Genomic DNA, 23,375 nt, shown 5'->3' with positions numbered 1-23,375 from the left:
ACGCAACGGATTGCACCGCTCGCACGGGTCATCAAGCCCGATTGAGGCTATGCTGTTTACGGCATGCGCCATTTCTTTTTCAGTTCATCCACTCGAGACTCAATCATCGATGAAGTTATTCCAGCACTCCCCCTTTATTCAGTCTGCGCTGCTGGCCTTGTTGCTGGCCTTGGCGGGTGGCGGCCTGATCGTTCTTGCGACCGCTTCCTTGTCTTTTGCCCTGTTGTTCGCGCTTGGTGCGCTGGTGGGTGGCATGGTGGTGCCTCGCCTGATTCAGGCACCCTCGCCTCAGGCGATGGCAACAACCACGCTTTATGTAGGCAATCTGCCCTACCGGGCCAACGAGGCCGTAGTAAGAAGCCTGTTCGAGCAATTTGGCCAAGTGCTGTCGGTGCGGCTGATGAAAGACAGAAACACCGGCAAGCGGCGGGGGTTCGGTTTTGTGGAAATGCCCTGTGATGCTGCCGACAAAGCGAGAAACGCGCTGAACGATACCGAATTTCAGCAGCGCACGCTCAAGGTAAGAGAAGCCAACGAACGCAAGGACGACGAAGAGGAAGACAGCACCGACTGAAGGCTCAGGGGACAAAGGCCTCCAGCCCGCCAAAACCTTCCTGGGCAAAAGCCCGGCCCTGAGCCTGGGCTTTTTCCGTTAGCCGGGTGCAATAAAGCCGCCCGGCAGGACATGGCTCATCGCCGCTGGCCCTGATGGACTGCAACAGCAGGCTGGCCACCCGGCGGGCAATGGCTTCACCAGAGTCGACCAGTTGGGCTGTGGGCAGGCACCGAGCCAGCTCCTCTGCCAGCAGGGGGAAATGGGTGCATCCCAGCACCAGGGCACTGGGGCCATCTTCACCTCGCCAGGGCGCCAGGATGCGGGAGAGACGGGCCATGTCGACCGGCTGACCGGCCAGCTTGTCTTCCGCCATTTTCACCAGTTCGGTGGTGCCCAGCATGGATACCCGCATGTCGGCGGCAAAGCTTTGCACCAGCTCGGCGGTATAGTTGCGGGAAACGGTGCCCGGGGTAGCCAGCAGGCCGATATGATCCAGGCCGTGCGCACGACAATATACCGCCGCCGGCTTGATGGCCGGCACCACTCCAACCACAGGCACAGACAGGCATTGACGTAGGGCCGGCAGCACATGGGTGCTGGCGGTATTGCAGGCAATAATGACGATGTCGATGCCGTGGCGGGGCACAAAGGTGGTAAGCAGCTCCAGTACCCGCTCCACCAGACGTGTTTCACCCAGCTCGCCATAAGGAAAGCAGGCGTTGTCGAACAGGTAGAAATACTGATGTGCCGGCAGGGTCCGGTGTACTTCCCGGTAGACGGAAAGGCCACCCATGCCGGAGTCGAAGATAAGAATGTTTGCCACTGACTGCCCTCGCTGTGCAAGGGCGCCATGATAACGCCAACGGCGAAAAAAGAAAAAAGCCGGCGCAAGGGCCGGCTTGAGGCAAAGTAGACTGACCATCAGAACCGGTAGTCGGCGCCGACGTAGAACTCCATATCGGGGGCATCGTAGCCATATGCAACCTGGTAATCTTTGTCGAACAGGTTGTTCACCTTGCCGTTCAGGGTCAGGTTTTGGGTCAACGGGTAGCGGGCACCGATATTCCAGATGGTGTAGGAAGGCATGACCAGCTCTCTAGCAGGCCAGGTACTGAAGTCGTTATCATTGCGCTCACCAACGTACAGCACCTGGGCAAACAGGTTGGTACCGGCCACGTCGATATCACCGGTCCAGCTGAATTTGTGTTTAGCTCTGCGATCCAATTGGCGTCCACCATCATTAAAGTCGTCAATATCGGTATGTTCGTAGCTGGCGGTGTGACGCACCGGACCTGTTGTCGCTTTAACGACAAACTCAACACCTTTAATCAACACATCTGTATTTTCCAAAGAGTTTATCGTCTGATAATAATCATTGGATGTTATCAGATTGTCGATTTTGTTGCGGTACAGGTTTAACTGCCAGTCAAAAACCTGGTAATCACCGGAAAAGCCCAACTCCCAGTTTTCTGATTCCTCTGGCTGCAAAGTTTCAGCATCTTTTGCATAGTCTATGTCTGAAAAATTTGGCGCTCTAAATGCGGTACCATAACTTAACGTGGCTCTATGTTTTTCAGGCAGAGCCAACGACAGGGCACTTTGCCAGGTGCCATGAGTGCCATACTGCTCGTTATCATCCACACGCCCTGTCAGCTCAAGCGAAAAAGGTGACCATGTATGAAAAGCAGAGACATAAACGCCGGTGTTATCGCGAGAGCCAAGCGCCTTGCCACTGGCCTGGGACAGTTTACGATCTTGCTGCCAGTCCAGACCGGCAAGCACATGGCCTTGTTCCGAATACTGATATTGGGTCAGGCCATCAATACGGGTCGTGGCATAGCTGTTATTCCAGTAGCCACTTTTGTCTTCTTTCTTCCCATCCTTTCTATTCCAATCCTCAGACTTAAATTCGCCATAGCTAGCATTTAGCTGACCACTCAGTGAACCATCATTGTAACGAATGCCTGTATCAAACTGATGGGTCTCAGTGTTATTTTGATCAGAGCCAGAGTTGCCGTAAGTTTCATCATAATCATATTCCAGATTATTTTCCCAGCCATTGAAGTTGGCATCCAGCGTCCAGTTCTGATTCAACTGATGCTCAATACCCAGCGTCAAATTCTTACTGTCAAAACCATCCCTGTCGGACTGACTGTTGTCAGATACCACATCATAACCCCGGGTTTCCCGGTAGCCGGTGGCCAATTGCAACCGGGTGGTATTGGTGACCCACTGGTTCACGGAGACATCCGCGGCATAATAATCATTGCTACCGGTGGTCACACCTACCTGAGCATTATTCACCTGGGTAGTGGTAATGATATTGACCACACCACCGATGGCGCTGGAGCCGTAGATGGCGGCGCGGGGGCCGCGAATATACTCGATGCGCTCCACATTACTGACCGGCAGTTGGCTAAAGTCAAAGCCCGAGTTCACCATCTGCGCCTGAGGACGGCCGTTAACCAGCACCAGCACATGATCGGACTCGGTACCGCGTACAAACAAACTGGTCTGCTGGCCGATACCGCCGTTTTGAGTACCAAACTGCATACCCGGCAGGGTTTCCAACAAGTCGACCAGCGAGCGGGGCTGGCGGCGTTCGATGTCGGCCTTGGTGATCACCTCCACCGGGGCCAGGGCACTGGTCAGCGGCTGCTCTACCCGGTTGTAAATGGTAATGGAGGTGGGGTCGGATGAATTCTGGGCAAAGGCGGCCCATGGCAGCAAGGCAGCCGCCAGTAAGGTTCTGGACATATTCTTCCCTAGTTCGCGTAGTGATGGCCCGCGGGCCTTTCTGTTCACTTTGGCAGGTATTCGGGCTTAAAGGCGCGGGCTGTTGCCCACCTACGGCGACGGCTTCCCACCTTGCGGCAGTGCCTGGGTAGCCCCGTGTCGCTTTCGTTCCTTCTTACCGCTGCGCGCCAGCTCCGGATTTACACCGGATTCCCGTTTACGCCTGTCGGCACCAAAGCGCGGGCATTATAGGGAAAGGGTAAACGAGTGTATATGCATGATTTTTGAGAATAAACGCATCTGCCTGCGGCGTGTGAAACCGCGGTCGACTCGCAATCACAAAAATTTTACATATAGTTAACCCTACACCCTTTACTTGCCGCGGCCTGCGTTATCAGCAGACCCACCCGAAAACCAAGGAGAGACGATCATGGCCAGTGATTCCGACAACCACTCCGGCAACAACCCAAAGCCGGTGCAGCGGGGCCTGCATGAGCTTTACCGGGAAGATCCCATTAAAGCCGATGAACAACTCTGGGGCCGGGAAACCGACCCGGACAGCCGCCGCGGCTTTTTAAAACGCAGCGGCCTGCTGGCCATGGCCACGGCGCTGGGGGCCAGTATTCCCTTTGCCAAAAACATGCCCGCCGGGCTGATTCCGGCGGCCTTTGCCCAGTCGGACGAACCCTTTACCCTGCCGGGCAAGGAAGGCCTGGTGGTGCTCAACGACAGGCCCATCAACGCCGAAACCCCGCCGCACTTGCTGGACGACGAAATCACCCCGGCCAAACACATGTTTGTGCGCAATAATGGCCTGGTACCCAATATCGAGACATTAAACCCGGACACCTGGACCCTGGAAATCGGTGGTGAATCCTGCGAAACCCCCACCATTTTTACCATTGCGGATCTCAAGTCCCGCTTTGAGCACCACAGTTATCAGCTGACGGTAGAATGCGGCGGCAACGGCCGCAGCGAATTCGTGCCGGCGGCGAGCGGTAACCAGTGGACCACCGGCGCCGTGGCCTGCCCCAAATTCACCGGGGTGCGGCTGCGGGATGTACTGGAAGCCTGCGGCATCAAGCAGGACGCGGTTTACATTGGCTATTACGGTGCCGATCCGCACCCTAGCGGCGATCCAAGCAAGGAGGCCATCTCCCGGGGCGTGCCCATGTCCAAGGCGCTGGAAGACGAAACCCTGATCGCCTGGGCCATGAACGACGAAGACATACCGGTGCTCAACGGCCACCCATTGCGCCTGGTATGTGGCGGCTGGCCCGGCTCGGTGTCGGGCAAATGGCTGAAAAGCATCGTGATCCGCAACAAGGTTCACGACGGCAACAAGATGGCCGCCCCTTCCTATGCCATGCCCAAGTATCCGGTGGCCCCCGGCACCCAGGTGCCGAACGAAGACATGGAAATCATCGAGGCGATGCCCGTCAAGTCGCTGATCACCTTTCCGCAAACCGGCATCAGCCACCAGCTGGGGCAACCGCTGGCGGTGCGGGGCCATGCCTGGGCCGGCGATCTGACAATCAACGAGGTGCACCTGTCCATCGACTTTGGCGCTACCTGGCACAAGGCCGAGCTGCGGCCCGCGGTTAACCCGCAGGCCTGGCAACACTGGCAGAGCGCGCTGACCTTTCCGGAAAAAGGCTATTACGAGGTCTGGGCCAAGGCCGTGGACAGCAACGGCAAAGCTCAGCCCATGGTGGTGCCGGGCTGGAACCCCCGGGGTTATCTCAACAACGCCTGCCATCGCATTGCGGTGCAAATCGTCTAGGAGGCCAGCATGATACGCACTGCTGCACTGGGACTGCTGCTGGGGCTGGCCGTTACACCGGCCTTTGCCGCCGAGCAGGATCCCCAAACCGGCTTTATTATCGCCCCCGGCTGGGAAACGGTGCGCAACAACTGCATCGCCTGCCACTCCGCCCAGCTGGTTACCCAGAACAGCGGCAGCCGCCAGCACTGGCTGTCGCTGATTCGCTGGATGCAGGACAAGCAGGGGTTGTGGGCCTTTGACGCCGAGACCGAGAACACCATTCTCGAGTACCTGAGCACCCACTACGGCCCCAAAACCGGCGCCCGCCGCCCTCCGCTAACGGCCGAGCAACTGCCGGACAACCCCTACCGCCCAACGGCCAGCACCAACTAGCCAGGCTCCCTGGCCGTTTGCCCTCCCGGGCGGCGGCCAGGCTTTGCACCCTCAGCTCGAATCACCTCGTTAATGCGCCTCTCCCTTCGGTCAACTGGACAAATTCACTGCAACCCGTAGAATTTGCGCTCCGTTTTAAAGTGAGGCACGTCATGAGCAACCCGGTCACCCCGCACAGCTACCAGACCCAACTGGATCAAAAGGCCGCCCGGCTGGAGCAGACCTTTGCTCCCTTCTCGCCGCCCCGGCTGGAAGTGTTTGCGTCCGAGCCCGAGCATTATCGCATGCGGGCCGAGTTCCGGGTGTGGCATGAGGGGGAGGATCTCTACTACATCATGTTCGACCAGGCCACTCGGGAAAAATACCGGGTGGAGCAGTTTCCGGCCGCCTCACGGCTGATTAACACCGCCATGCCGCTGCTGCTGGAGGCGCTCAGGCCCAACCCGGTGCTGCGGCGCAAGCTGTTCCAAGTGGACTTTCTGTCGTCGCTGAGCAACGAGCTGGTCATCAGCCTGCTCTATCACCGCCAGCTGGACGAGGCCTGGCAGGCCGAGGTGCAAAGTCTGCGCGCCTGGCTGCAGGAAAAAGGCATTAACGCCCACATTATTGGCCGGGCCAAGAAGCAGAAGCTGGTGCACGACTGCGATTATGTGGTGGAGCGGCTGAACGTGGCCGGTAAAGAGCTGGTTTACCAGCAGGTGGAAAACAGCTTTACCCAGCCCAATGGCCGCATGAATGAACACATGCTGGGCTGGGCGCTGGACGTGACGCGAGGTGCCAGTGGCGACCTGCTGGAGCTTTACTGCGGCAACGGTAACTTTTCCCTGGCGCTGGCGGCCAACTTTCGCCGAGTGCTGGCCACCGAAATCTCCAGCTCCTCAGTGAAGTCGGCCCAGTACAACATTGCCGCCAATGCCATCGACAACGTCACCATACTGCGCATGTCGGCGGAAGAGTTCACCCAGGCCATGCGCGGTGTGCGCGAGTTTCGCCGGCTGAAAGACGTGGAGTTGGGCAGCTACGAGTGCAACACCATACTGGTGGATCCGCCCCGGGCGGGGCTGGATGACGATACCGTCAGGCTGGTGCAGGAATACGACAATATCGTCTATATCTCCTGCAACCCGGACACCCTGCTCCAGAACTTGGAGACCCTGGGCCAGACCCACCACATCAGCCGCTTTGCGCTGTTTGATCAGTTCCCCTATACCCACCATATGGAAGCCGGGGTGTATCTGACACGTAAATAATTAGAAGAATCGCAATGCGAAACATCAGTGCGGTTGCACTACGCCGACACGCTTCCAGTACCTCCCTGTAACGCTCGAAAGTGCCATCCATGGCACTTTATGGTCGGCTTCGGCAATCCCCACTGCTGCTTCGAATAACATTGGTTGCGCCTGCAAACAGAAAATAAAAAAGGGGAGCCGACGCTCTAATGCCGTTCACTTAAGGTGAGCGGCATTTTTCTTTCTGACCGGATAGGTGTTTTTGGAAGCTTTCAGCACTCTTGGATAACTTCGTTCTCGTTTCCCCTCCAGCTTGAACTGTTTGGCCTGTTTCTCTGGGGCAAATACCTCTCTTGGCAAGTTGCCCGGTGCCACACTGGGCAGCTGGCTCAGCTTGAAGATGATGTAGGACGAGGCTTCCCTGAAGCTCAGCTGATTCGGATAGGTCGCCGGTAACACTCGAGCCATCAAGATCATTTTGTAGCGGATAAGGTTGTAGGCCAGCAGCACACCCCATAACTCCTGGTGTATCAGCTCCGGCAACTGGCTACGCAAGGTGAAGCGACTGTCCAGCAGGTGCTGCTTCATTTCTCGATAGCCCAGCTCGATTTCCCAGCGATGGGCATATAAATCCACAATATCCCGACCCGGATAGGCCATGGCATCGGTCAGAGAGGTCAGGATATGAACGAGCTTTCCCTTGACGGTTTTACTCAGCAGTCTCGCTTCCAGCGTCTCCGATAAGTCGGGCCACTTTTTTCTTGCCTGCGGGCTGGGGGTCAACCGCACCAGTTTGTCATCGCGGCCCAGGTTGCGCACCACCTCATACTGCGTGCCTTTACGCAACGGCAGCAACCAGTGCCGTTGCTGCCCTTGTTGCCAGGCATGCAGCAACCCCAATGAGTAGAACCCTTTATCAAACAGCGTCAGGCTATGGTCCGGTATGCTCGGCAGCAAGCGGACCGCCAGCTGCATTTCATTGACCGCGACGCTGTCAAAGGCGCTGTCCACCAACAAATGGCTGCTCAGCTCCATCAGGCACACCATGCGCACCTGGGGATAAGCGGCGTCCGTGGATTGGTTGGCGGTGCGGGCAAAGGCACCGGCATTCGGTGGTGAGTCCGGAGTGCGCCAGACTACGCCGTCAACACCATACAGGTTCAGTCCGCTCCAGTGCGGATGCTGAGCCTGCGCATGCCAGTTGGCACTGGTTTGCCTGAAGATATCGCGCACCACGTCGCTGCCCAGCTTTTTACGTGCTTGTGTGACCGCGCTGCGCACCACCGAGTCGACTTCTTGTGGCAGGACGATATCCAGCTTATTGATGAGCTGGCGTACGGAATCGCCACGAAACAGCGCCATGCCAATGACTGCCCAGACCATGGCTTCCATCGGAAGTTTGCGCTTGCGCACCGTCGCCACCCCGTTTGAAGCCAGACAAGCTTGGATTATCTCGGGGTCGAGCACCTCAGCCAGGCTGTGAAATTCAACGGTGCGATTGAGGGAGGTGCGAGCCAGTGCGTCAGAAAGCAGCATAAAAAAATCCGATGACCTGTGATCATCGGATTTTGATCTTCTGAGCGGGATCGTCAAGCGATTTGGCTTAACTGATCGGCATTAAGCCGACGCTCCCCTTTTTGCTGCTTAGACTGAAGCTCAGTCCAGCATGTAGTTTTCCGGCAGGGCGATGCGGGCCACACCGGATTCCACGGCGGCCACAGCCACGGCGCGGGCCACGCGGGGCAGCAGGCGCGGGTCCATCGGCTTGGGAATCACGTAGTCCTTGCCGAACTCCAGGGAGTCGTAACCGGAAGCGTTCAGCACTTCCTGAGGGACCGGCTCCTTGGCCAGGGCACGGATGGCGTCAACGGCGGCCACTTTCATTTCATCGTTGATACGGGTGGCACGTACGTCCAGAGCACCGCGGAAGATGAAAGGGAAGCACAGTACGTTGTTTACCTGGTTGGGGTAGTCGGAACGACCGGTACCCATCACCAGATCCTGGCGTACGGAGTGAGCCAGCTCGGGCTTGATTTCCGGATCCGGGTTGGAGCAGGCAAAGATAACCGGGTTCGGGGCCATCAGCGCCACGGCTTCGGCCGGCAGCACGTCGGGACCGGACACGCCCACAAACACGTCGGCGTCGGTGATCACGTCTTCCAGGGTACGCTTGTCGGTGTTGTTGGCAAACAGAGCTTTGTACTCGTTCAGATCGTTACGGCGAGTGTGGATAACGCCGTTGCGATCCAGCATGTAGATGTTTTCACGCTGGGCGCCACACTTGATCAGCAGCTCCATACAGGCCACGGCGGCGGCACCGGCGCCCATGCACACGATGCGGGCTTCGGCGATGTCCTTGCCCTGAATTTCCAGGGAGTTGATAAGACCCGCGGCGGTGACGATGGCGGTGCCGTGCTGGTCGTCGTGGAACACGGGCACGTTACAGCGCTCGATCAGCTCTTTTTCAATTTCAAAGCACTCGGGGGCCTTGATGTCTTCCAGGTTGATGCCACCAAAGGTATCGGCGATGGCTTCAACGGTCTGAATGAACTCTTCGGTGGTGCGGTGCTTGACTTCGATATCCACGGAGTCGAGGCCGGCGAAACGCTTGAACAGCAGCGCCTTGCCTTCCATTACCGGCTTGGAGGCCAGCGGCCCCAGGTTGCCCAGACCCAGAATGGCGGTACCGTTGGAGATAACCGCTACCAGGTTGCCTTTGGCGGTGTACTTGTAGGCGTTTTCCGGATCGGCGGCGATTTCGCGCACCGGCTCGGCCACACCCGGGCTGTAGGCCAGGGCCAGATCCTTGGCGGTTTCTGCCGGCTTGCTGATTTCAACGGAGATTTTGCCCGGCTTGGGGAAAGCATGATAGTCGAGCGCTTTTTGACGGAAGTCGGTCATGTTGCGAGTACCCTGATGCGATTGTAGACATTTCTTCGATAACACTGTGAACAAGTTTACCACAATGTTTATACAATGTGATACTAATCAACTTTTTTCACCTTGCCCAGTCTGATCCACTTACTTTTCCCGGTAAAACTGCCAGGGGTGATCAATCCACAGCAGCCAGCCGGTGGCGGTGGGGCGAACCCGGCCGCGTACAAACAGCCGTTCTCCCGGCTTGAACCGGCCCAGCTCGCGGCGGGCAGGGGCCGGCAATGACCGGCCGGTGCGCAGCTCCAGGCCGCCCTCGGCCAGCAGTGTCACCCGGCCGTGGTAGGAGCGTACTTCCTGCACCCGGGTCAGCAGCGGTTGCCAGCCGGATCGCGCGGGCGCACTTGGCACCCCGCTAGCCCAGACGCCCAGTTGCCGGCGGCGAGCGTGCTGCTCGGCCTGTAACAGGCAGCGCCAGTAATCCTGATTTGGCGGGATCAGCAACAGCTCACCCAGCCCCGCCGCCAGCATGCTTTTTACCAGCAATCGGCCGTCACCGGTCAGTGGATGAGCCAAAAGGCGTCCGTAATCATCATGCCTTTCGGCTGCAAAAACCAGTTTCATTTGACTCTTTTCTGATAATTTATTGTGCAGCCAACGCCGGGCGGCCCGCGCTCCCGGCTCCGGGGAGAAATGCCCGTTTTTGTATAATTCCGGCGTATCTATGCCGATAAAGCGAATGCGTCTACCATCAGCAAGATGAACAGTATCTCCGTCTATTACTTTTTTAACATTTACGGTTTCGTACTGATGGAATTGCGGGCAGGCGGCGATGGCCTCAAGCGGCAATAAAACAAGCAGGAAAAGCCAGGTTCGAACAGGCATGATGGCGCACCGGGATAAGCAGGCCGGTTAACCATGGTTGAGGAAGGAGAACTGCGCAAATCGCAGCCAACAAAAAAGCGCCCGCAGGCGCTTTTTTGAGACTGGGGCAGCGACTTACTTTTTGCTGCCCAGCACGCCGAAGCGCTTGTTGAAGCGATCAACGCGGCCGCCGGTGTCAACGATCTTCTGCTTGCCGGTGAAGAAGGGGTGGCAGGCGGAGCAAACGTCCAGGTTCAGATCATGGCCCAGGGTGGAGCGGGTCTTGATCTCGTTACCGCAAGAACATTTGGCAACAATTTCTTTGTATTCCGGATGGATACCTTGTTTCATGGACAACCTCTGTCAGTAGGCCGTGTCGCTATCTGATCCTGAGCCAGACACCACACGAGTGATACACGTTTTGTGAAGGGTGCGAATAATATAGGATCGCCTTTTTTCAGGCAAGGACAATGGGGATGAAAAAACCAGCAACAACCGCACCGGCGCCACAGGGTCTGCTGCGCGTGGTGCTGCCCGTTCCGCTGCGCCGGGAGTTCGACTACCTCTGCCCGCTGCCCCTGCCTGCCCCCGGCTGCCGGGTAAGAGTTCCGTTCGGCAACCGGACCATGGTCGGGCTGGTGCTGTCCCATCCCGAACAGACCGAGGTGGATCTCGCCCGCATCAAGCCGGTCACCGCCATGCTCGACACCAGCCCCGTGCTTGGCGAGGCCGAGCGGCAGCTGCTGGCCTGGGCGGCCCAGTACTACCTGCACCCACCGGGCGAAGTGTATTTTCAGGCCCTGCCCACCCTGCTACGCAAGGGCGAGGAAGCCGGCTACCGGCCGGTAGAGGTCTGGCATTCGCTGGAAGGAGACAACACCACCCTGAGCCGGGCTGTCAAACAACGCCAGGCTTATGAGCTGCTGACCCAGGGGCCCATGACCCCGGGCGAGCTAGCGGCCCGGGGAGTGACCTCGGCCACGCTCAACGCCCTGGCCAAAAAGGGGCTCGCACAAAAACGGGAACAGCTGCCGGCCCGCACCGCCTGGCGCGGTGAGATACGTATTCATGAAGACGGCAAGCCGCGCCTGACCACGGAGCAGGCACTGGCGGTGAGCCTGTTACAGCAGGCGGAGGGCTTCACCCCGTTTTTGCTGGAAGGCATCACCGGCTCCGGCAAAACCGAAGTGTATCTGCAGGCCATGGAGCCGGTGCTGAAGGCCGGCCAACAGGTGCTGGTGATGGTGCCGGAAATCGGCCTCACCCCCCAGACCATCGCCCGCTTTCAGCGTCGCTTTGCGCTGCCGGTGTGCACCCTGCACTCGGCCATGAACGAGCGGGAGCGGCTCGACGCCTGGCTGGCCTGCAAGGACGGCAGCGCCGCCATCGTCATCGGCACCCGCTCGGCCCTGCTCACCCCCTTTGACCGGCTGGGGCTGATTATCATCGACGAAGAGCACGACGGCTCGTTCAAGCAGCAGGACGGCTTTCGCTACCACGCCCGGGATCTGGCCCTGCTGCGCGCCCGCCAGCTCAACATTCCCATTCTGTTGGGCTCGGCCACCCCCAGCTTTGAAAGCCTGCACAACGCGGCCTGCGGCAAGTACCGGCTGCTGACCCTGAGCCAGCGCCCGGGCAGCGCCACCGTGGCCGAGCACCTGCTGCTCGACAGCCGCCATGTACAGCTGGAAGCCGGACTGTCACCCCAGTTGCAACAGCTGATGGCCGGCGAGCTGGAAAAGGGTAATCAGGTGATGCTGTTTCTCAATCGCCGGGGCTATGCCCCGGTACTGCTGTGCCACGACTGCGGCTGGCTGGCGGACTGCGAGCGCTGCGATGCCCACTATACCTGGCACAAAAGCGGCAACCGGCTGCATTGCCACCACTGTGATCACCAGCGCGCCAAGCCACCCCATTGCCCCCAGTGCGGCAGTACCCAGCTGGTGGGCACCGGTCTGGGTACCGAGCAGGTGGAGCAGGCTCTGGCGGCGCTGTTCCCCCAGTACAGCGCCATTCGCATCGACCGGGACAACACTCGGCGCAAGGGCAGCTTTGAGCAGCACCTGGAGGGCATTCGCGCCGGTAAGTACCAGATTTTAATCGGCACCCAGATGCTGGCCAAGGGGCACCACTTTCCCGATGTGACCCTGGTGGCCATGCTGGATGTGGACGGTGCCCTCTTTGCCGGTGACTTTCGCGCCGCCGAACGCCTGGCCCAGCTCTATATTCAGGTGGCCGGCCGGGCCGGGCGGGCCAGCAAGCCAGGCCGGGTGGTGTTGCAGACCCACCATCCGGATCATGCCCTGCTGCAGGACTTGGCCAACCAGGGTTACCGTCATTTTGCCCACACCGCCCTGGAAGAGCGCCGCCAGGCCGGACTGCCCCCCTACAGTTACCAGGCGCTGTTTCGCTGCCAGGCCACGCAAGGGGACGCCTGCCGGGCGTTTCTGATACCCCTGGCCCAACAGCTGGCCCCTGCCCTCCCCGCCACCGTGCTGTGCCTGGGCCCCTTCAGCGCCCGCATGGAGCGCAAGGCCGGGCAGTACCGTTATCAGCTGCTGTTGCAGGCCGGCAACCGGCGAGATCTGGCTTCGGCCTGTCGGCGGGCCCTGGCCATTGCCGACACGCTGGCCGCGGCACGCAAGGTGAGGTGGTCACTGGATGTGGATCCGCAGGAATTGTGGTGAGGCGATGAAACGGGCTCAGTGCCGCTGGCCGGGCTGCGGGTCGGGGGTGATCATCGACAACAGAAAGGTCAGGGCCCGGCGGCAGCTGGGCTCGTTCATCAACAGCTGGGTGTAGTCGTTCTTGATGGGCAGCACTTCCAGCCAGCGCTGGGTTACCCAGGCGGCGTCCTGCCAGCGGGGATCGGGATGAAGCTCCGCCAGCTCCGGATATTCGATGAAGACTTCCTGCAGCTTGTCGGACAATATCTGCTCCACCGGCGACAGCGAGCAGGAGCGCCAGTTGTCGAGCAACTCCACCTCGGCCTGCAACAGGCCGTCGGCTTCCCGCTGCAGTTCGCGAATGCGAAAGCGCTCGGTGGCTTCCACGGTAATGCCGAGCAGGCCGTCATCCAGGGTATAGAAGTCGACGATTTTTACCCGGGCACCCAGCATGTAAAGATCGCCCTTGCCGCTGTCGTTGGGTTCTTCCAGCATGCCGATGCCAAAGCCGCGATCATCCTTGCCGGCCTCCGCCACCATGCGCACGTACCTGGGTTCAAAAATGCGCAACGGTACCCGGCCTTCCGGCAGCAGGTGCAGGGTGAGCGGTAACAGTGCCAGTTTCATGGGCGCTCCTTCGTTGCTTTTTTCAGCATGAACGAGAGGGTTGGACTTTGCCACCGCCAGACGGCGTTGAAGTCATTAGCCCGCCATGCCGTTACTTTCAAAAAGACCCGGTTGCGCTGTGCTGACTTTCAGCCAGGGCCGGGAGCGGCCTCGAACGGTAGTTTTTGGGGCGGGTTATGAGTAGAATTTGGGCCCCTCAGGTTTTCTTCGACCTTGTCTCAACTTTGGTGAACTGACAATGAAAGAACATATTCAAGCGCTGCTTGAGCAGACGGTCTCTACTCTCAAGCAACAGGGCAAGCTGCCTGCCGAGCTGGAGCCCCGCATCCAGGTAGACCGCACCAAAGACAAGGCTCACGGCGATCTGGCCACCAATCTGGCGCTGCTGCTGGCCAAGCCCGCCGGCCAGAACCCCCGCGCCCTGGCCCAGTTGCTGGTGGACAACCTGCCCGCCTCCGAGCTGGTAGCCAAAACCGAACTGGCCGGGCCCGGTTTTATCAACTTCTTTCTCGACAGCGCCTGGCTGGCCCGCCAGATTGACGCCATGGTGGCCGATGCCCGCGCCAATGTGCCGGTCGTCGAGCAGCCGCAAACCGTGGTGGTGGACTACTCCGCCCCCAACGTGGCCAAGGAAATGCATGTGGGTCACCTGCGTTCCACCATTATTGGCGATGCCGTGGTGCGCACCCTGGAATTCCTCGGCCACAAGGTCATTCGCGCCAACCACATCGGCGACTGGGGCACCCAGTTCGGCATGCTCATTGCCTACCTGGAAAAGCTGGAGCAGGAAAACCCCGATGTGCTGTCTTCCGGCCTGTCGGATCTGGAGCAGTTCTACCGGGAGTCCAAGCAACAGTACGACGCCGACCCCGACTTTGCCGAGCGCGCCCGCAACTATGTGGTCAAGCTGCAGGGCGGTGATGCCTACTGCCTGAACATGTGGCAGAAACTGGTGGACGTGACCCTGAAGCACAACCAGGAAGTGTACGACCGCCTGGGCGTGTCCCTGACCCCGAACGATGTCATGGGCGAAAGCATGTACAACCCCATGCTGGCCGACATCGTCGCCGATCTGCAACAACAGGGCCTGGCGGTGGAAGACGAGGGCGCGCTGGTGGTGTACCTCGACGAATACCAGAACAAGGACGGCGACCCCATGGGCGTCATCGTGCGCAAGAAGGACGGCGGTTTCCTCTACACCACCACCGACATTGCCTGCGCCAAGTACCGTTACCAGCAGCTGGGGGCCGACCGGGCGCTGTATTTTATCGACTCCCGCCAGCACCAGCACCTGATGCAGGCCTGGACCATAGTGCGCAAGGCCGGTTACGTGCCCGAGTCCATGAGCCTGGAACACCACGCCTTTGGCATGATGCTGGGCAAGGACGGCCGGCCGTTCAAGACCCGCTCCGGCGGCACCATCAAGCTGGTGGACCTGCTCGACGAGGCGGAAGAACGCGCCGCCGCCCTGCTGGAGCAGAAGCAGACCGACTTGAGTGCCGAGGAAAAAGCCCAGGTGGTCAACCGGGTGGCCATGGCCGCGGTGAAATACGCCGATCTGTCCAAGAGCCGCACCACCGACTACATCTTCGACTGGGACAACATGCTGTCGTTCGAGGGCAACACCGCCCCCTACCTGCAGTATGCCTATACCCGGGTACAGTCCATCTTCCGCAAGGCCGGCGTCAATGCCGAGGCTCTGGAAGGCAGCGTGATGATCGAAGCCCCGGCGGAAGAAGCCCTGGCCCAGAAGCTGGTGCAGTTCAACGACACCGTCAAGTCGGTAGCCGACAAGGGCATGCCGCACCTGTTGTGCCTCTACCTGTACGAGCTGTCCGGCGCCTTTATGAGCTTCTACGAAGCCTGCCCCATCAATAAGGACGGCGTACCGGCCGAAGCCCGGGCCAGCCGTCTGCGGTTATGCGCCGCCACCGCCAAGGTACTGCAGCAGGGCCTGTCCCTGCTCGGTATCGACACCCTGGAGCGCATGTAAGCCATGGCCAGGGATTACGTTCGCCGCAGCCCGCCCAAAAAAAAGGGCGGCAGCCAAAAGCGCACCGGCGGTCGAGGCCGGGCCCCCGAGCGGCGTGTTCCCTGGCTGGCCATGCTCCTGGCTCTGGTGCTGCTTGGCGGCCTGGGTTACCTGATCCATCTGGTCAAGGGCTCGGCCGGCAATCATCAGGCCGCCGAGCCTGCCGCCCCTCCGCCGGCGCCGGCGAAAAAGGTCAACCCCATCGATCAGAAACCGGTGGAAAAGTGGCGTTATATCGAGCAGCTGGAAAACAAGGAAGTGGTGGTGAGCGTACCCACGCCCGCCAACGAACGTAAAAAGCCCGATGCCGCACCGGCCAAGCCCTACTACATGCAGTGCGGCTCCTTTCGCTCGGCGGCCCAGGCCGAACAGCTCAAGGCCCGCATCGCCTTTCAGGGCCTGACCTCGGAAGTCAAACGCAGTGAGGGCAGCAACGGCATCTGGTATCGGGTAGTGATGGGCCCCTACGACAGCAAGCGCAAGGCCGATCAGGAAAAACACAAGATGAGCCGTATCAATACCGGCTGCATCGTGCTGCAGGGCTGACGCCGTCCCTTCCCTCAGCTCTCTTCCTTTAATTGCTTCAGCCCCGCCAGACGCAGGGTTGAAGTTTTTCTCTTCCGCCCCCATCTTCGTGAACATGACATTCTCGCCGGCCAGGCCGGCAACACCGTCAAGTGAGGTTCACAGTGACAACAATCGTTTCAGTTCGCCGTAACGGCAAGGTGGTTATCGGTGGTGATGGCCAGGTTTCCCTGGGCAACACCGTGATGAAGGGCAACGCCCGCAAGGTACACCGCCTGTACAACGGCAAGGTACTGGCCGGTTTTGCCGGTGGCACCGCCGATGCCTTTACCCTGCTGGAACGCTTTGAGGCCAAACTCCAGGCCCACCAGGGCAACCTGGAGCGCGCCGCCGTGGCGCTGGCCAAGGACTGGCGGACCGACCGGGCCCTGCGCCGGCTCGAAGCACTGCTGGCGGTGGCTGACGACAAGCATTCCTTTATCATTACCGGTAACGGCGATGTGGTGCAGCCCGAGCAGGATCTGATCGCCATCGGCTCCGGCGGTGCCTTTGCCCAGGCCGCCGCCCGGGCCCTGCTGGAAAACACCGACATGGACGCCCGCGACATTGTGGAAAAAGCCCTGACCATTGCCGGCGACATCTGTGTTTACACCAACAGTAACCAGACCATTGAAGAACTCGACTACGGCCACTGAAGCGGGCCGCTGCAACAGGATCACATTATGTCTGAAATGACCCCCAGAGAAATCGTTCACGAGCTGGACCGCCACATCGTTGGCCAGGCTGAAGCCAAGCGCGCCGTGGCCATTGCCCTGCGCAACCGCTGGCGCCGCATGCAGCTGGAGCCCGAGCTGCGCCAGGAAGTCACCCCCAAGAACATTCTGATGATAGGCCCCACCGGCGTGGGCAAGACCGAGATCGCCCGCCGACTGGCCAAACTGGCCAATGCCCCCTTTATCAAGGTGGAAGCGACCAAGTTCACCGAAGTGGGCTATGTGGGCAAGGAAGTGGACTCTATTATTCGCGATCTGACCGACATCGCCATGAAGATGACCCGCGAGCAGCAGATGGAAAAATTCCGTCACCGGGCCGAGGAAGCCGCCGAGGAGCGGGTGCTCGACGCCCTGCTGCCCAACCCCCGCAATACCTGGGGCGAGGAAGAAAAGGCCGATAACAGCGGCAGCCGGCAGATCTTCCGCAAGAAGCTGCGGGAAGGCCAGCTCGACGACAAGGAAATCGAGATCAACGTGGCCGCCCCGCAAATGGGCGTGGAAATCATGGCCCCGCCGGGCATGGAAGAAATGACCAATCAGCTGCAGGGCATGTTCCAGAACCTGGCCGGCAACACCAGCAAGCAGCGCAAGATGAAGATCAAGGATGCCTTCAAGCTGCTGGTGGAAGAGGAAGCCGCCAAGCTGGTGAACCCGGAAGAGCTGAAAGAACAGGCCATTCACGCGGTGGAAAACCACGGCATCGTGTTTATCGACGAGTTCGACAAGATCTGCAAGCGCGGCGAAAGCAGCGGCCCCGACGTGTCCCGGGAAGGGGTGCAGCGGGATCTGCTGCCGCTGATTGAAGGCAGCACCGTCAACACCAAGCATGGCATGGTGCGCACCGACCACATGCTGTTTATCGCTTCCGGCGCCTTTCAGGTGGCCCGACCTTCCGATCTGATCCCCGAGCTGCAGGGTCGTCTGCCCATTCGGGTGGAACTCGGCTCGCTCAACACCGAGGATTTCGAGCGTATTCTCACCGAGCCCAGCGCCTCGCTGACCGAGCAGTACAAGGCGCTGCTGGCCACCGAAAACGTCAATGTGGAGTTCACCAAGGAAGGCATTCGCCGCTTGGCCGAGGCCGCCTGGCGGGTTAACGAGACCACCGAGAATATCGGTGCCCGCCGCCTGCACACCGTGATGGAACGACTGCTGGACGAACTGTCGTTCGAAGCGTCGGACAAATCCGGCGAAACCATTATCGTGGATGCCGACTATGTGGATCGTTACCTCAAGAACCTGGTGGAAGACGAGGATCTGAGCCGCTTTATTCTCTGATTCATATGATTCCGGGAGCGGTCACATCATTGTGATTGAAAACCGCTCCCGCCTCTTTATACTGAAGTTACCTTGTCTTCAGGCGCGGCTGATCCCATGGAATACAATACCTCTGAACTGTGCGATACCTACATTGACATGGTCGACGTCGTCGAACCCATGTTTTCCACTTTTGGCGGACGCAGCTCTTTTGGCGGCGTGGTCACCACCATCAAATGCTTTGAGTCCAACGGGCTTATCCTCGAGGCGGTAAAGCAGAACGGCGTGGGCCGGGTATTGCTGATCGACGGCGGCGGCTCTCTGCGCCGGGCGCTGATCGATGCCGAAATCGCCGAAACGGCGGCGGAAAATGGCTGGGAAGGCATTGTCTGCTATGGCTGTGTGCGCGAAGTGGACGCGCTGGAAGACACCGACATCGGCATTCAGGCGCTGGCCTCCATTCCGGTCAGTGCCGACGACAGCGAGATTGGCGAGATGGAAGTGCCGGTGAACTTTGGCGGCGTGACCTTCCTGCCGGAAGACCACCTTTACGCCGACACCACCGGCATTATTCTGTCGCCGGAAGCCCTGGATATCGAATAATCGCCTTGCTGCCCATAAAAACGCCGGCGACAAGCCGGCGTTTTTATCTCTGTCTGGCCGCAACGGCGATGGATCAGACGCTTTCTTCTACCTGGTCAATCTTGCCCAGCAGTGCCTGCAGGCGCTCCTGCCAGGCCTGGTGCTGCTGACGCAGCTGCTGGTTTTCGTCGCCCAGCTTGCCATTCTGCTCTTTCAGCTCGTCCACTTCCATCTGCAGCAGAGAGATGGTGTCCACCGCGGTCTGGATCTTGGCTTCCAGCTTTTCCAGTACATCAAAAGACATGTGCTAACCCCTGTAATTCATGTTGACGGCCGACCGGCCTCTCAGCCCCGAGCATACCTTGGGCCCGCGCGGACAACAAGATGCCGCACCGGGCGGAAGGCCGTTTGCCGCAAAATTATGCCGGCACGGTCAAATGCTGCGTCAGATATTCTGGCTCATGTCGAGGGACGGCTTGTCGGAGCCCGGCCGTCCCACCACCCGGGCCGGCACCCCGGCCACCGTGGTATGGGCCGGCACCGGATCCAGCACCACACTACCGGAGCCTATCTTGGCGCCGGCCCCCACTTCGATGTTCCCCAGGATCTTGGCGCCGGCACCGATCATCACGCCGCCCCGAATTTTGGGGTGGCGATCGCCGCTTTCCTTGCCGGTGCCGCCCAGGGTGACGCCCTGCAGAATGGAAACATCATCCTCGATTACCGCGGTTTCCCCCACCACGATGCCGGTGGCATGGTCAAACATGATGCCCTTGCCGATGCGCGCCGCCGGGTGGACGTCCACCCCGAACACCACCGAAATCTGGTTCTGCAGGTACGTGGCCAGGGCGCGCCGGCCATGACGCCACAGCCAGTTGGAAATCCGGTATCCCTGCAGGGCGTGAAACCCCTTGAGATACAGCAGCGGCGTGGAAAACAGCTCAACCGCCGGATCCCGCTCCTGCACGGCACAAATGTCGGTGGCCACCATGTCCAGAATGGCGGGCTCCTCGTCGAGGGCGACCTCGATGATCTCCCGCAGGGAAATGGCCGGCATCACCGAACTTTCCAGCTTGTTGGCAAGAATAAAGCTCAGGGCGCACTTGAGGGTGTCGTGGTTAAGAATGGTCGAATAGAAAAAGCTGCCCAGCATGGGCTCTTCCGCGATCATGCACTGGGCTTCTTCGCGAATGCGCTGCCAGGTTCTGGATTGAATGCCGTCTTCCATGGGTAAAACCTTGTTTTAAATGTATGTTCACTCGTTTTCGAGCCGGGCCTTGAAAGGCACCACGGACACCGGATCCATATGGATGATGATATCGGCGTCGGGAAACTGGCGGCGCAGCTCCCGCTCGGCGCTGTCGGCAATGCCGTGGGCACGCACCAGAGGCAGGTGATCTTCCAGCTCCAGGTGCAGCTGAATGAAGCGGGTCCGGCCCGACCGCCGGGTGCGCAGATCATGCAGCCCCTGCACCCCTTTCACCGCCAGACAGCTCTCCATAATGCGCTTTTGCTCTTCATCGGGCAACCGTCTGTCGAGCAACATTTGAGCGGAGTCGTAGCCGATTTTCAGGGCCCCGTGCAGAATATGGCCGCCGATCAGCACCGCAAACAGGCCGTCGGCCCAGTGCCAGCCGAACCAGGACAGGACCACGGCCAGCAACACGGCAAGGTTGAGCAGTATGTCACTCCGGTAGTGCAGCTGGTCGGCCTTGATGGCCAGAGACTGGGTACGGCGGATCACATATTGCTGATAGGCGATCAGCGCGCCGGTCAGGGCCAGCGAGAACAGCATCACCCAGACGCCGGCTTCCGGCCGGTTGACCTGCTCCGCATTGAGCAGCCGGGAGATGCCGTTGATCACCAGGAAGACCGCCGAGCCGCTGATAAAGGCCGATTGGGCCAGGCCGGCAAGGGACTCCGCCTTGCCATGGCCAAAGCGGTGATCCTCATCGGGAGGCACCAGGGCGTAGCGAATGGCCATGAGGTTAATCAGCGAGGCGCTGATATCCAGCAGGGAGTCGGTGAGCGAGGCCAGCATGCTGGCGGAGCCGGTGTAGAACCAGGCGATGAGTTTGGCGATGATAAGCGACCCGGCCACCAGGGTGGCCGCCATGGCCGCCCTGGTTACCAGGCGCGAATAGGGTTGAGTCATGATGCGGCCGGTGGAAACATTTGGGTCATTATAACGCCAAGTCAACGGCCGTCAGTGTTTTCTGGGCAAAGATCAGCGGCGTGGATTCAGAGATCACTCATCAGTTCTTCCAGCTCTTCACGGCGATTCTCCATCAGCTGGTACAGCTCAAAGGCATCCTGAGGCAACAGCGACAGGCAAATGGGCACTCCGGACTGTTCTTCACAGACCAGTTCCATGCAGCGATCACCTCGGCGAAACAGCACCTGCTCGAGCGGAACGCAGAAGTGCTGTTGCCGCTCGGCAATCTCCACCTCCAGTTCACCATCCGGATGTACCACTATCTGGGCCGTGGCGTGTTCGGTATCCACCAAGGTACAGCTAAATCGTCTGTTCAGCATGGCCATTATCCTCCTGGTTGACGACTGTCCGACACCAAGTGTAGGCCAGACTGTTCAATAAACAACCAACCCAAGACCGTGTCATCTTCCCTTAACCCGAAGCCGACCTGGCACCGACAAAGCCCTGCTGGCGCCAGGCCTCATAGCTTATTACCGCCACCGCGTTGGACAGGTTGAGGCTGCGGCTGTCGGGCTGCATGGGAATGCGAATGCGGTGGCCAGGCTCGATATCGGCCAGTACCTCGTCCGGCAGGCCCCGGGTCTCGGGACCGAACAACAGCACATCGCCGGGCTGGTAGTTCACCTCGTGATAATGACGGCTGCCCTTGGTGGTACAGGCGAAAATGCGCCGCCCGGCCAAGGCCTGTACAAAGGCGGCATGGTTTTCATGAACGCGAATCTGGTCGTAATCGGCATAGTCCAGCCCCGCCCGGCGCAGGCGTTTTTCATCCAGGCTGAAACCGAGCGGCTCAATCAAATGCAGCCGGCAGCCATTGTTGCGTACCAGACGCATGATGTTGCCGGTGTTGGGGGCGATTTCCGGCTCATACAGAGCGATGTCAAACATGAAATTTTTTCTCCGCAGGCAGCGCATCGGGAACAAAGGCACGGCGGCCATCCAGCTGCCACCAGGCCCAGCCCAGGGTCAGGCCGCGAGCCGCCATAAAGCAGAGCATGGCCAGCCAGAGGGCATGGTTACCCAAGCCCTGACTCAGCCACCATACCGGGAAAAAGACGCCCAGGGTGGACACCAGCATCATGTTGCGCATGGCCCGCCCCTGGGTGGCGCCGATAAAAATGCCGTCCAGCACAAAACACCAGCAGGACACCAGCGGCATGGCCACCAGCCAGGGCAGAAACCCATAAGCCTGCTCGCGCACGGCAGGAATGCTGGTGATCCGCTCGACAAGGCTGTTGCCTGCCAGCCAGAACACCAGGGTAAACAACACCGCGATCAGGGCGCCCCAGAACAGATTCAGGGCACAGGCCAGCCGGAACCGCGCTCGGCTGCCCCGGCCAATGGCCCTGCCCACCATGGCTTCGGCAGCATAGGCAAAGCCGTCCATGCCGTAGGAAATAAACATCAGAAAGTTCATCAGCACGGCGTTGGCCGCCACTACGGTGTCGCCCAGCCGGGCGCCCTGGAAGGTCATGAACACAAAGGCCAGCTGCAGGCAGAGGGCGCGCATGAAAATGTCCCGGTTCAGCCCCAGCAGGCGCCGAAAGGCGTCACCGTTCAGGGTCTCGCGCCAGAAGCCAAACGCCGGGCGCAGCCCGCGCCGGTCAAGAGTGCGCCATACCAGCCAGGCTCCGAACAAGGCCGCTGCGTAGTCCGCCAGCACAGAGGCGGCGGCGGCGCCCTTGACCTGCCAGCCCAGGCCCATCACGAACCAGATATCGAGCACAATATTGGCACCGTTACCGAGGATCAGCAGCCACATGGGCGCCCTGGCGTTCTGGTTGCCCAGCAGCCAGCCCAGCAGCACCAGGTTGGTCAGCGCCGCCGGAGCACTCCAGATACGCACACTGACGTACTGGCGGCCATAGTGTTCCACCTCGGCGCTGGCCCCGGCCAGGCTGAAGGCCAGTTCGATAATCGGAGCTTGCAGCAGCAACAGTAACAGGGCCAGTCCCCAGGCCAGCAGCAGGGCCCGGACCAGTACGCTCAGCAGGCGCTGCTCGTCTCGGGCACCAAAAGCCTGAGCGGTGAGTCCGGTGGTGGACATGCGCAAAAAGCCCAGCAGAAAGAACAGCAGGCTGATGATGGTCGCGCCCACCGCCACGCCGCCCAGATAATACGCCTGCTCCAGGTGGCCGATCACCATGGTATCGACCAGCCCCAGTAACGGCACCGTGATATTGGACAGCACCATGGGCATCGCCAGGGCAAATACCCGGCGATGCCGTTCGGCATTGAAAAAGGAAATATTCACGAAAGACTCGCTACAACAGAGAAAAAA

23 protein-coding genes and 1 riboswitch are annotated in these 23,375 nt (G+C 59.8%); of the genes, 10 read left to right on the top strand and 13 right to left on the bottom strand.

The window, feature by feature from the left end:
* Positions 1-109: 109 nt before the first annotated feature.
* A complete protein-coding gene (locus GU3_RS03535) occupies positions 110-574 on the top strand; it encodes an RNA-binding protein (protein WP_014291187.1) in 465 nt (154 codons plus the stop codon).
* 4 nt (positions 575-578) lie between these two features.
* Here the strand turns inward: GU3_RS03535 and murI are convergent, their stop codons facing one another.
* Both murI and GU3_RS03525 read right to left on the bottom strand, forming a co-directional pair.
* Positions 579-1,379, bottom strand: coding sequence for a glutamate racemase (gene murI / locus GU3_RS03530; protein ID WP_014291186.1), 801 nt, complete (start codon positions 1,377-1,379; stop codon positions 579-581).
* Between the two features lie 98 nt (positions 1,380-1,477).
* Positions 1,478-3,313: a TonB-dependent receptor domain-containing protein gene (locus tag GU3_RS03525; RefSeq protein ID WP_014291185.1), complete on the bottom strand. Its 1,836-nt coding sequence runs from the start codon at positions 3,311-3,313 to the stop codon at positions 1,478-1,480.
* Positions 3,314-3,346: 33 nt separating this feature from the next.
* A riboswitch (cobalamin riboswitch) is annotated at positions 3,347-3,544 on the bottom strand.
* Between the two features lie 178 nt (positions 3,545-3,722).
* On the opposite strand from GU3_RS03525, the gene GU3_RS03520 reads away from it, so the two are divergent.
* From GU3_RS03520 to trmA, 3 genes are all read left to right on the top strand, one after another.
* On the top strand, positions 3,723-5,075 hold the full coding sequence (locus GU3_RS03520; protein ID WP_014291184.1) for a sulfite oxidase: 1,353 nt from the start codon (positions 3,723-3,725) through the stop codon (positions 5,073-5,075).
* A gap of 9 nt (positions 5,076-5,084) precedes the next feature.
* Entirely contained in the window at positions 5,085-5,450 is a 366-nt protein-coding gene (locus GU3_RS03515; RefSeq protein WP_014291183.1) for a hypothetical protein, read from the top strand.
* A 152-nt stretch (positions 5,451-5,602) separates the two neighbouring features.
* Entirely contained in the window at positions 5,603-6,700 is a 1,098-nt protein-coding gene (gene trmA / locus GU3_RS03510) for a tRNA (uridine(54)-C5)-methyltransferase TrmA (protein ID WP_014291182.1), read from the top strand.
* Positions 6,701-6,895: 195 nt separating this feature from the next.
* Here the strand turns inward: trmA and GU3_RS03505 are convergent, their stop codons facing one another.
* The 4 genes from GU3_RS03505 to rpmE form a co-directional block, all read right to left on the bottom strand.
* Entirely contained in the window at positions 6,896-8,215 is a 1,320-nt protein-coding gene (locus GU3_RS03505; RefSeq protein ID WP_014290740.1) for an IS4 family transposase, read from the bottom strand.
* A gap of 120 nt (positions 8,216-8,335) precedes the next feature.
* A complete protein-coding gene (locus GU3_RS03500; protein ID WP_014291181.1) occupies positions 8,336-9,580 on the bottom strand; it encodes a malic enzyme-like NAD(P)-binding protein in 1,245 nt (414 codons plus the stop codon).
* Between the two features lie 120 nt (positions 9,581-9,700).
* Entirely contained in the window at positions 9,701-10,438 is a 738-nt protein-coding gene (locus GU3_RS16700) for a thermonuclease family protein (protein ID WP_083829437.1), read from the bottom strand.
* A 114-nt stretch (positions 10,439-10,552) separates the two neighbouring features.
* Complete coding sequence (rpmE, locus tag GU3_RS03490; RefSeq protein WP_014291179.1) at positions 10,553-10,768, bottom strand: 50S ribosomal protein L31; 216 nt, start codon at positions 10,766-10,768, stop codon at positions 10,553-10,555.
* A gap of 125 nt (positions 10,769-10,893) precedes the next feature.
* Between rpmE and priA the strand changes: the two genes are divergently transcribed.
* Positions 10,894-13,104, top strand: coding sequence for a primosomal protein N' (priA, locus tag GU3_RS03485; RefSeq protein WP_014291178.1), 2,211 nt, complete (start codon positions 10,894-10,896; stop codon positions 13,102-13,104).
* 15 nt (positions 13,105-13,119) lie between these two features.
* On the opposite strand, the gene GU3_RS03480 is transcribed toward priA, so the two are convergent.
* Positions 13,120-13,710, bottom strand: coding sequence for an LON peptidase substrate-binding domain-containing protein (locus tag GU3_RS03480; protein ID WP_014291177.1), 591 nt, complete (start codon positions 13,708-13,710; stop codon positions 13,120-13,122).
* A 238-nt stretch (positions 13,711-13,948) separates the two neighbouring features.
* On the opposite strand from GU3_RS03480, the gene argS reads away from it, so the two are divergent.
* The 5 genes from argS (at position 13,949) to rraA (ending at position 18,900) form a co-directional block, all read left to right on the top strand.
* The gene (gene argS, locus GU3_RS03475) at positions 13,949-15,703 is read left to right on the top strand and encodes an arginine--tRNA ligase (RefSeq protein ID WP_014291176.1); all 1,755 of its coding nucleotides are present in this window, start codon (positions 13,949-13,951) and stop codon (positions 15,701-15,703) included.
* A 3-nt stretch (positions 15,704-15,706) separates the two neighbouring features.
* On the top strand, positions 15,707-16,288 hold the full coding sequence (locus GU3_RS03470) for an SPOR domain-containing protein (RefSeq protein WP_014291175.1): 582 nt from the start codon (positions 15,707-15,709) through the stop codon (positions 16,286-16,288).
* A gap of 143 nt (positions 16,289-16,431) precedes the next feature.
* Entirely contained in the window at positions 16,432-16,962 is a 531-nt protein-coding gene (gene hslV, locus GU3_RS03465) for an ATP-dependent protease subunit HslV (RefSeq protein ID WP_014291174.1), read from the top strand.
* 27 nt (positions 16,963-16,989) lie between these two features.
* Positions 16,990-18,318 carry an HslU--HslV peptidase ATPase subunit gene (hslU, locus tag GU3_RS03460; RefSeq protein WP_014291173.1) on the top strand — a complete coding sequence of 443 codons (1,329 nt, stop codon included), beginning with the start codon at positions 16,990-16,992 and terminating at the stop codon, positions 18,316-18,318.
* 96 nt (positions 18,319-18,414) lie between these two features.
* Positions 18,415-18,900: a ribonuclease E activity regulator RraA gene (gene rraA, locus GU3_RS03455; RefSeq protein WP_014291172.1), complete on the top strand. Its 486-nt coding sequence runs from the start codon at positions 18,415-18,417 to the stop codon at positions 18,898-18,900.
* A 73-nt stretch (positions 18,901-18,973) separates the two neighbouring features.
* Here the strand turns inward: rraA and GU3_RS03450 are convergent, their stop codons facing one another.
* The 6 genes from GU3_RS03450 to dinF all read right to left on the bottom strand — a co-directional run bounded on the left by GU3_RS03450 (position 18,974) and on the right by dinF (position 23,348).
* The gene (locus tag GU3_RS03450; RefSeq protein ID WP_014291171.1) at positions 18,974-19,183 is read right to left on the bottom strand and encodes a cell division protein ZapB; all 210 of its coding nucleotides are present in this window, start codon (positions 19,181-19,183) and stop codon (positions 18,974-18,976) included.
* A 141-nt stretch (positions 19,184-19,324) separates the two neighbouring features.
* On the bottom strand, positions 19,325-20,107 hold the full coding sequence (gene cysE, locus GU3_RS03445; RefSeq protein ID WP_014291170.1) for a serine O-acetyltransferase: 783 nt from the start codon (positions 20,105-20,107) through the stop codon (positions 19,325-19,327).
* Positions 20,108-20,134: 27 nt separating this feature from the next.
* A complete protein-coding gene (locus GU3_RS03440) occupies positions 20,135-21,037 on the bottom strand; it encodes a cation diffusion facilitator family transporter (protein WP_371245758.1) in 903 nt (300 codons plus the stop codon).
* A gap of 83 nt (positions 21,038-21,120) precedes the next feature.
* Positions 21,121-21,414: a hypothetical protein gene (locus GU3_RS03435; protein WP_148265845.1), complete on the bottom strand. Its 294-nt coding sequence runs from the start codon at positions 21,412-21,414 to the stop codon at positions 21,121-21,123.
* A gap of 91 nt (positions 21,415-21,505) precedes the next feature.
* Positions 21,506-21,982 (bottom strand): tRNA (cytidine(34)-2'-O)-methyltransferase, encoded by a 477-nt coding sequence (locus GU3_RS03430; RefSeq protein WP_014291167.1) that lies wholly within the window; start codon positions 21,980-21,982, stop codon positions 21,506-21,508.
* Complete coding sequence (gene dinF / locus GU3_RS03425) at positions 21,975-23,348, bottom strand: MATE family efflux transporter DinF (protein WP_014291166.1); 1,374 nt, start codon at positions 23,346-23,348, stop codon at positions 21,975-21,977. The genes GU3_RS03430 and dinF overlap by 8 nt, the downstream gene beginning before the upstream one ends.
* Positions 23,349-23,375 lie beyond the last annotated feature (27 nt).

The organism is Oceanimonas sp. GK1 (genome assembly GCF_000243075.1).
Lineage (GTDB): Bacteria > Pseudomonadota > Gammaproteobacteria > Enterobacterales > Aeromonadaceae > Oceanimonas.
This window is presented reverse-complemented; position numbering and strand designations above follow the sequence as displayed.

Excerpts from the sequence above, each read along its gene's own strand:
- GU3_RS03480 (WP_014291177.1), bottom strand. The coding sequence starts at position 13,710 with ATGAAACTGGCACTGTTACCGCTCACCCTGCACCTGCTGCCGGAAGGC.
- GU3_RS03515 (WP_014291183.1), top strand. The coding sequence starts at position 5,085 with ATGATACGCACTGCTGCACTGGGACTGCTGCTGGGGCTGGCCGTTACA.
- GU3_RS03505 (WP_014290740.1), bottom strand. The coding sequence starts at position 8,215 with ATGCTGCTTTCTGACGCACTGGCTCGCACCTCCCTCAATCGCACCGTT.
- GU3_RS03500 (WP_014291181.1), bottom strand. The coding sequence starts at position 9,580 with ATGACCGACTTCCGTCAAAAAGCGCTCGACTATCATGCTTTCCCCAAG.
- GU3_RS03470 (WP_014291175.1), top strand. The coding sequence starts at position 15,707 with ATGGCCAGGGATTACGTTCGCCGCAGCCCGCCCAAAAAAAAGGGCGGC.
- priA (WP_014291178.1), top strand. The coding sequence starts at position 10,894 with ATGAAAAAACCAGCAACAACCGCACCGGCGCCACAGGGTCTGCTGCGC.
- GU3_RS16700 (WP_083829437.1), bottom strand. The coding sequence starts at position 10,438 with ATGCCTGTTCGAACCTGGCTTTTCCTGCTTGTTTTATTGCCGCTTGAG.
- GU3_RS03435 (WP_148265845.1), bottom strand. The coding sequence starts at position 21,414 with ATGCTGAACAGACGATTTAGCTGTACCTTGGTGGATACCGAACACGCC.
- GU3_RS03535 (WP_014291187.1), top strand. The coding sequence starts at position 110 with ATGAAGTTATTCCAGCACTCCCCCTTTATTCAGTCTGCGCTGCTGGCC.
- GU3_RS03525 (WP_014291185.1), bottom strand. The coding sequence starts at position 3,313 with ATGTCCAGAACCTTACTGGCGGCTGCCTTGCTGCCATGGGCCGCCTTT.
- rraA (WP_014291172.1), top strand. The coding sequence starts at position 18,415 with ATGGAATACAATACCTCTGAACTGTGCGATACCTACATTGACATGGTC.
- GU3_RS03450 (WP_014291171.1), bottom strand. The coding sequence starts at position 19,183 with ATGTCTTTTGATGTACTGGAAAAGCTGGAAGCCAAGATCCAGACCGCG.
- GU3_RS03520 (WP_014291184.1), top strand. The coding sequence starts at position 3,723 with ATGGCCAGTGATTCCGACAACCACTCCGGCAACAACCCAAAGCCGGTG.
- hslU (WP_014291173.1), top strand. The coding sequence starts at position 16,990 with ATGTCTGAAATGACCCCCAGAGAAATCGTTCACGAGCTGGACCGCCAC.
- GU3_RS03430 (WP_014291167.1), bottom strand. The coding sequence starts at position 21,982 with ATGTTTGACATCGCTCTGTATGAGCCGGAAATCGCCCCCAACACCGGC.
- cysE (WP_014291170.1), bottom strand. The coding sequence starts at position 20,107 with ATGGAAGACGGCATTCAATCCAGAACCTGGCAGCGCATTCGCGAAGAA.
- trmA (WP_014291182.1), top strand. The coding sequence starts at position 5,603 with ATGAGCAACCCGGTCACCCCGCACAGCTACCAGACCCAACTGGATCAA.
- rpmE (WP_014291179.1), bottom strand. The coding sequence starts at position 10,768 with ATGAAACAAGGTATCCATCCGGAATACAAAGAAATTGTTGCCAAATGT.
- argS (WP_014291176.1), top strand. The coding sequence starts at position 13,949 with ATGAAAGAACATATTCAAGCGCTGCTTGAGCAGACGGTCTCTACTCTC.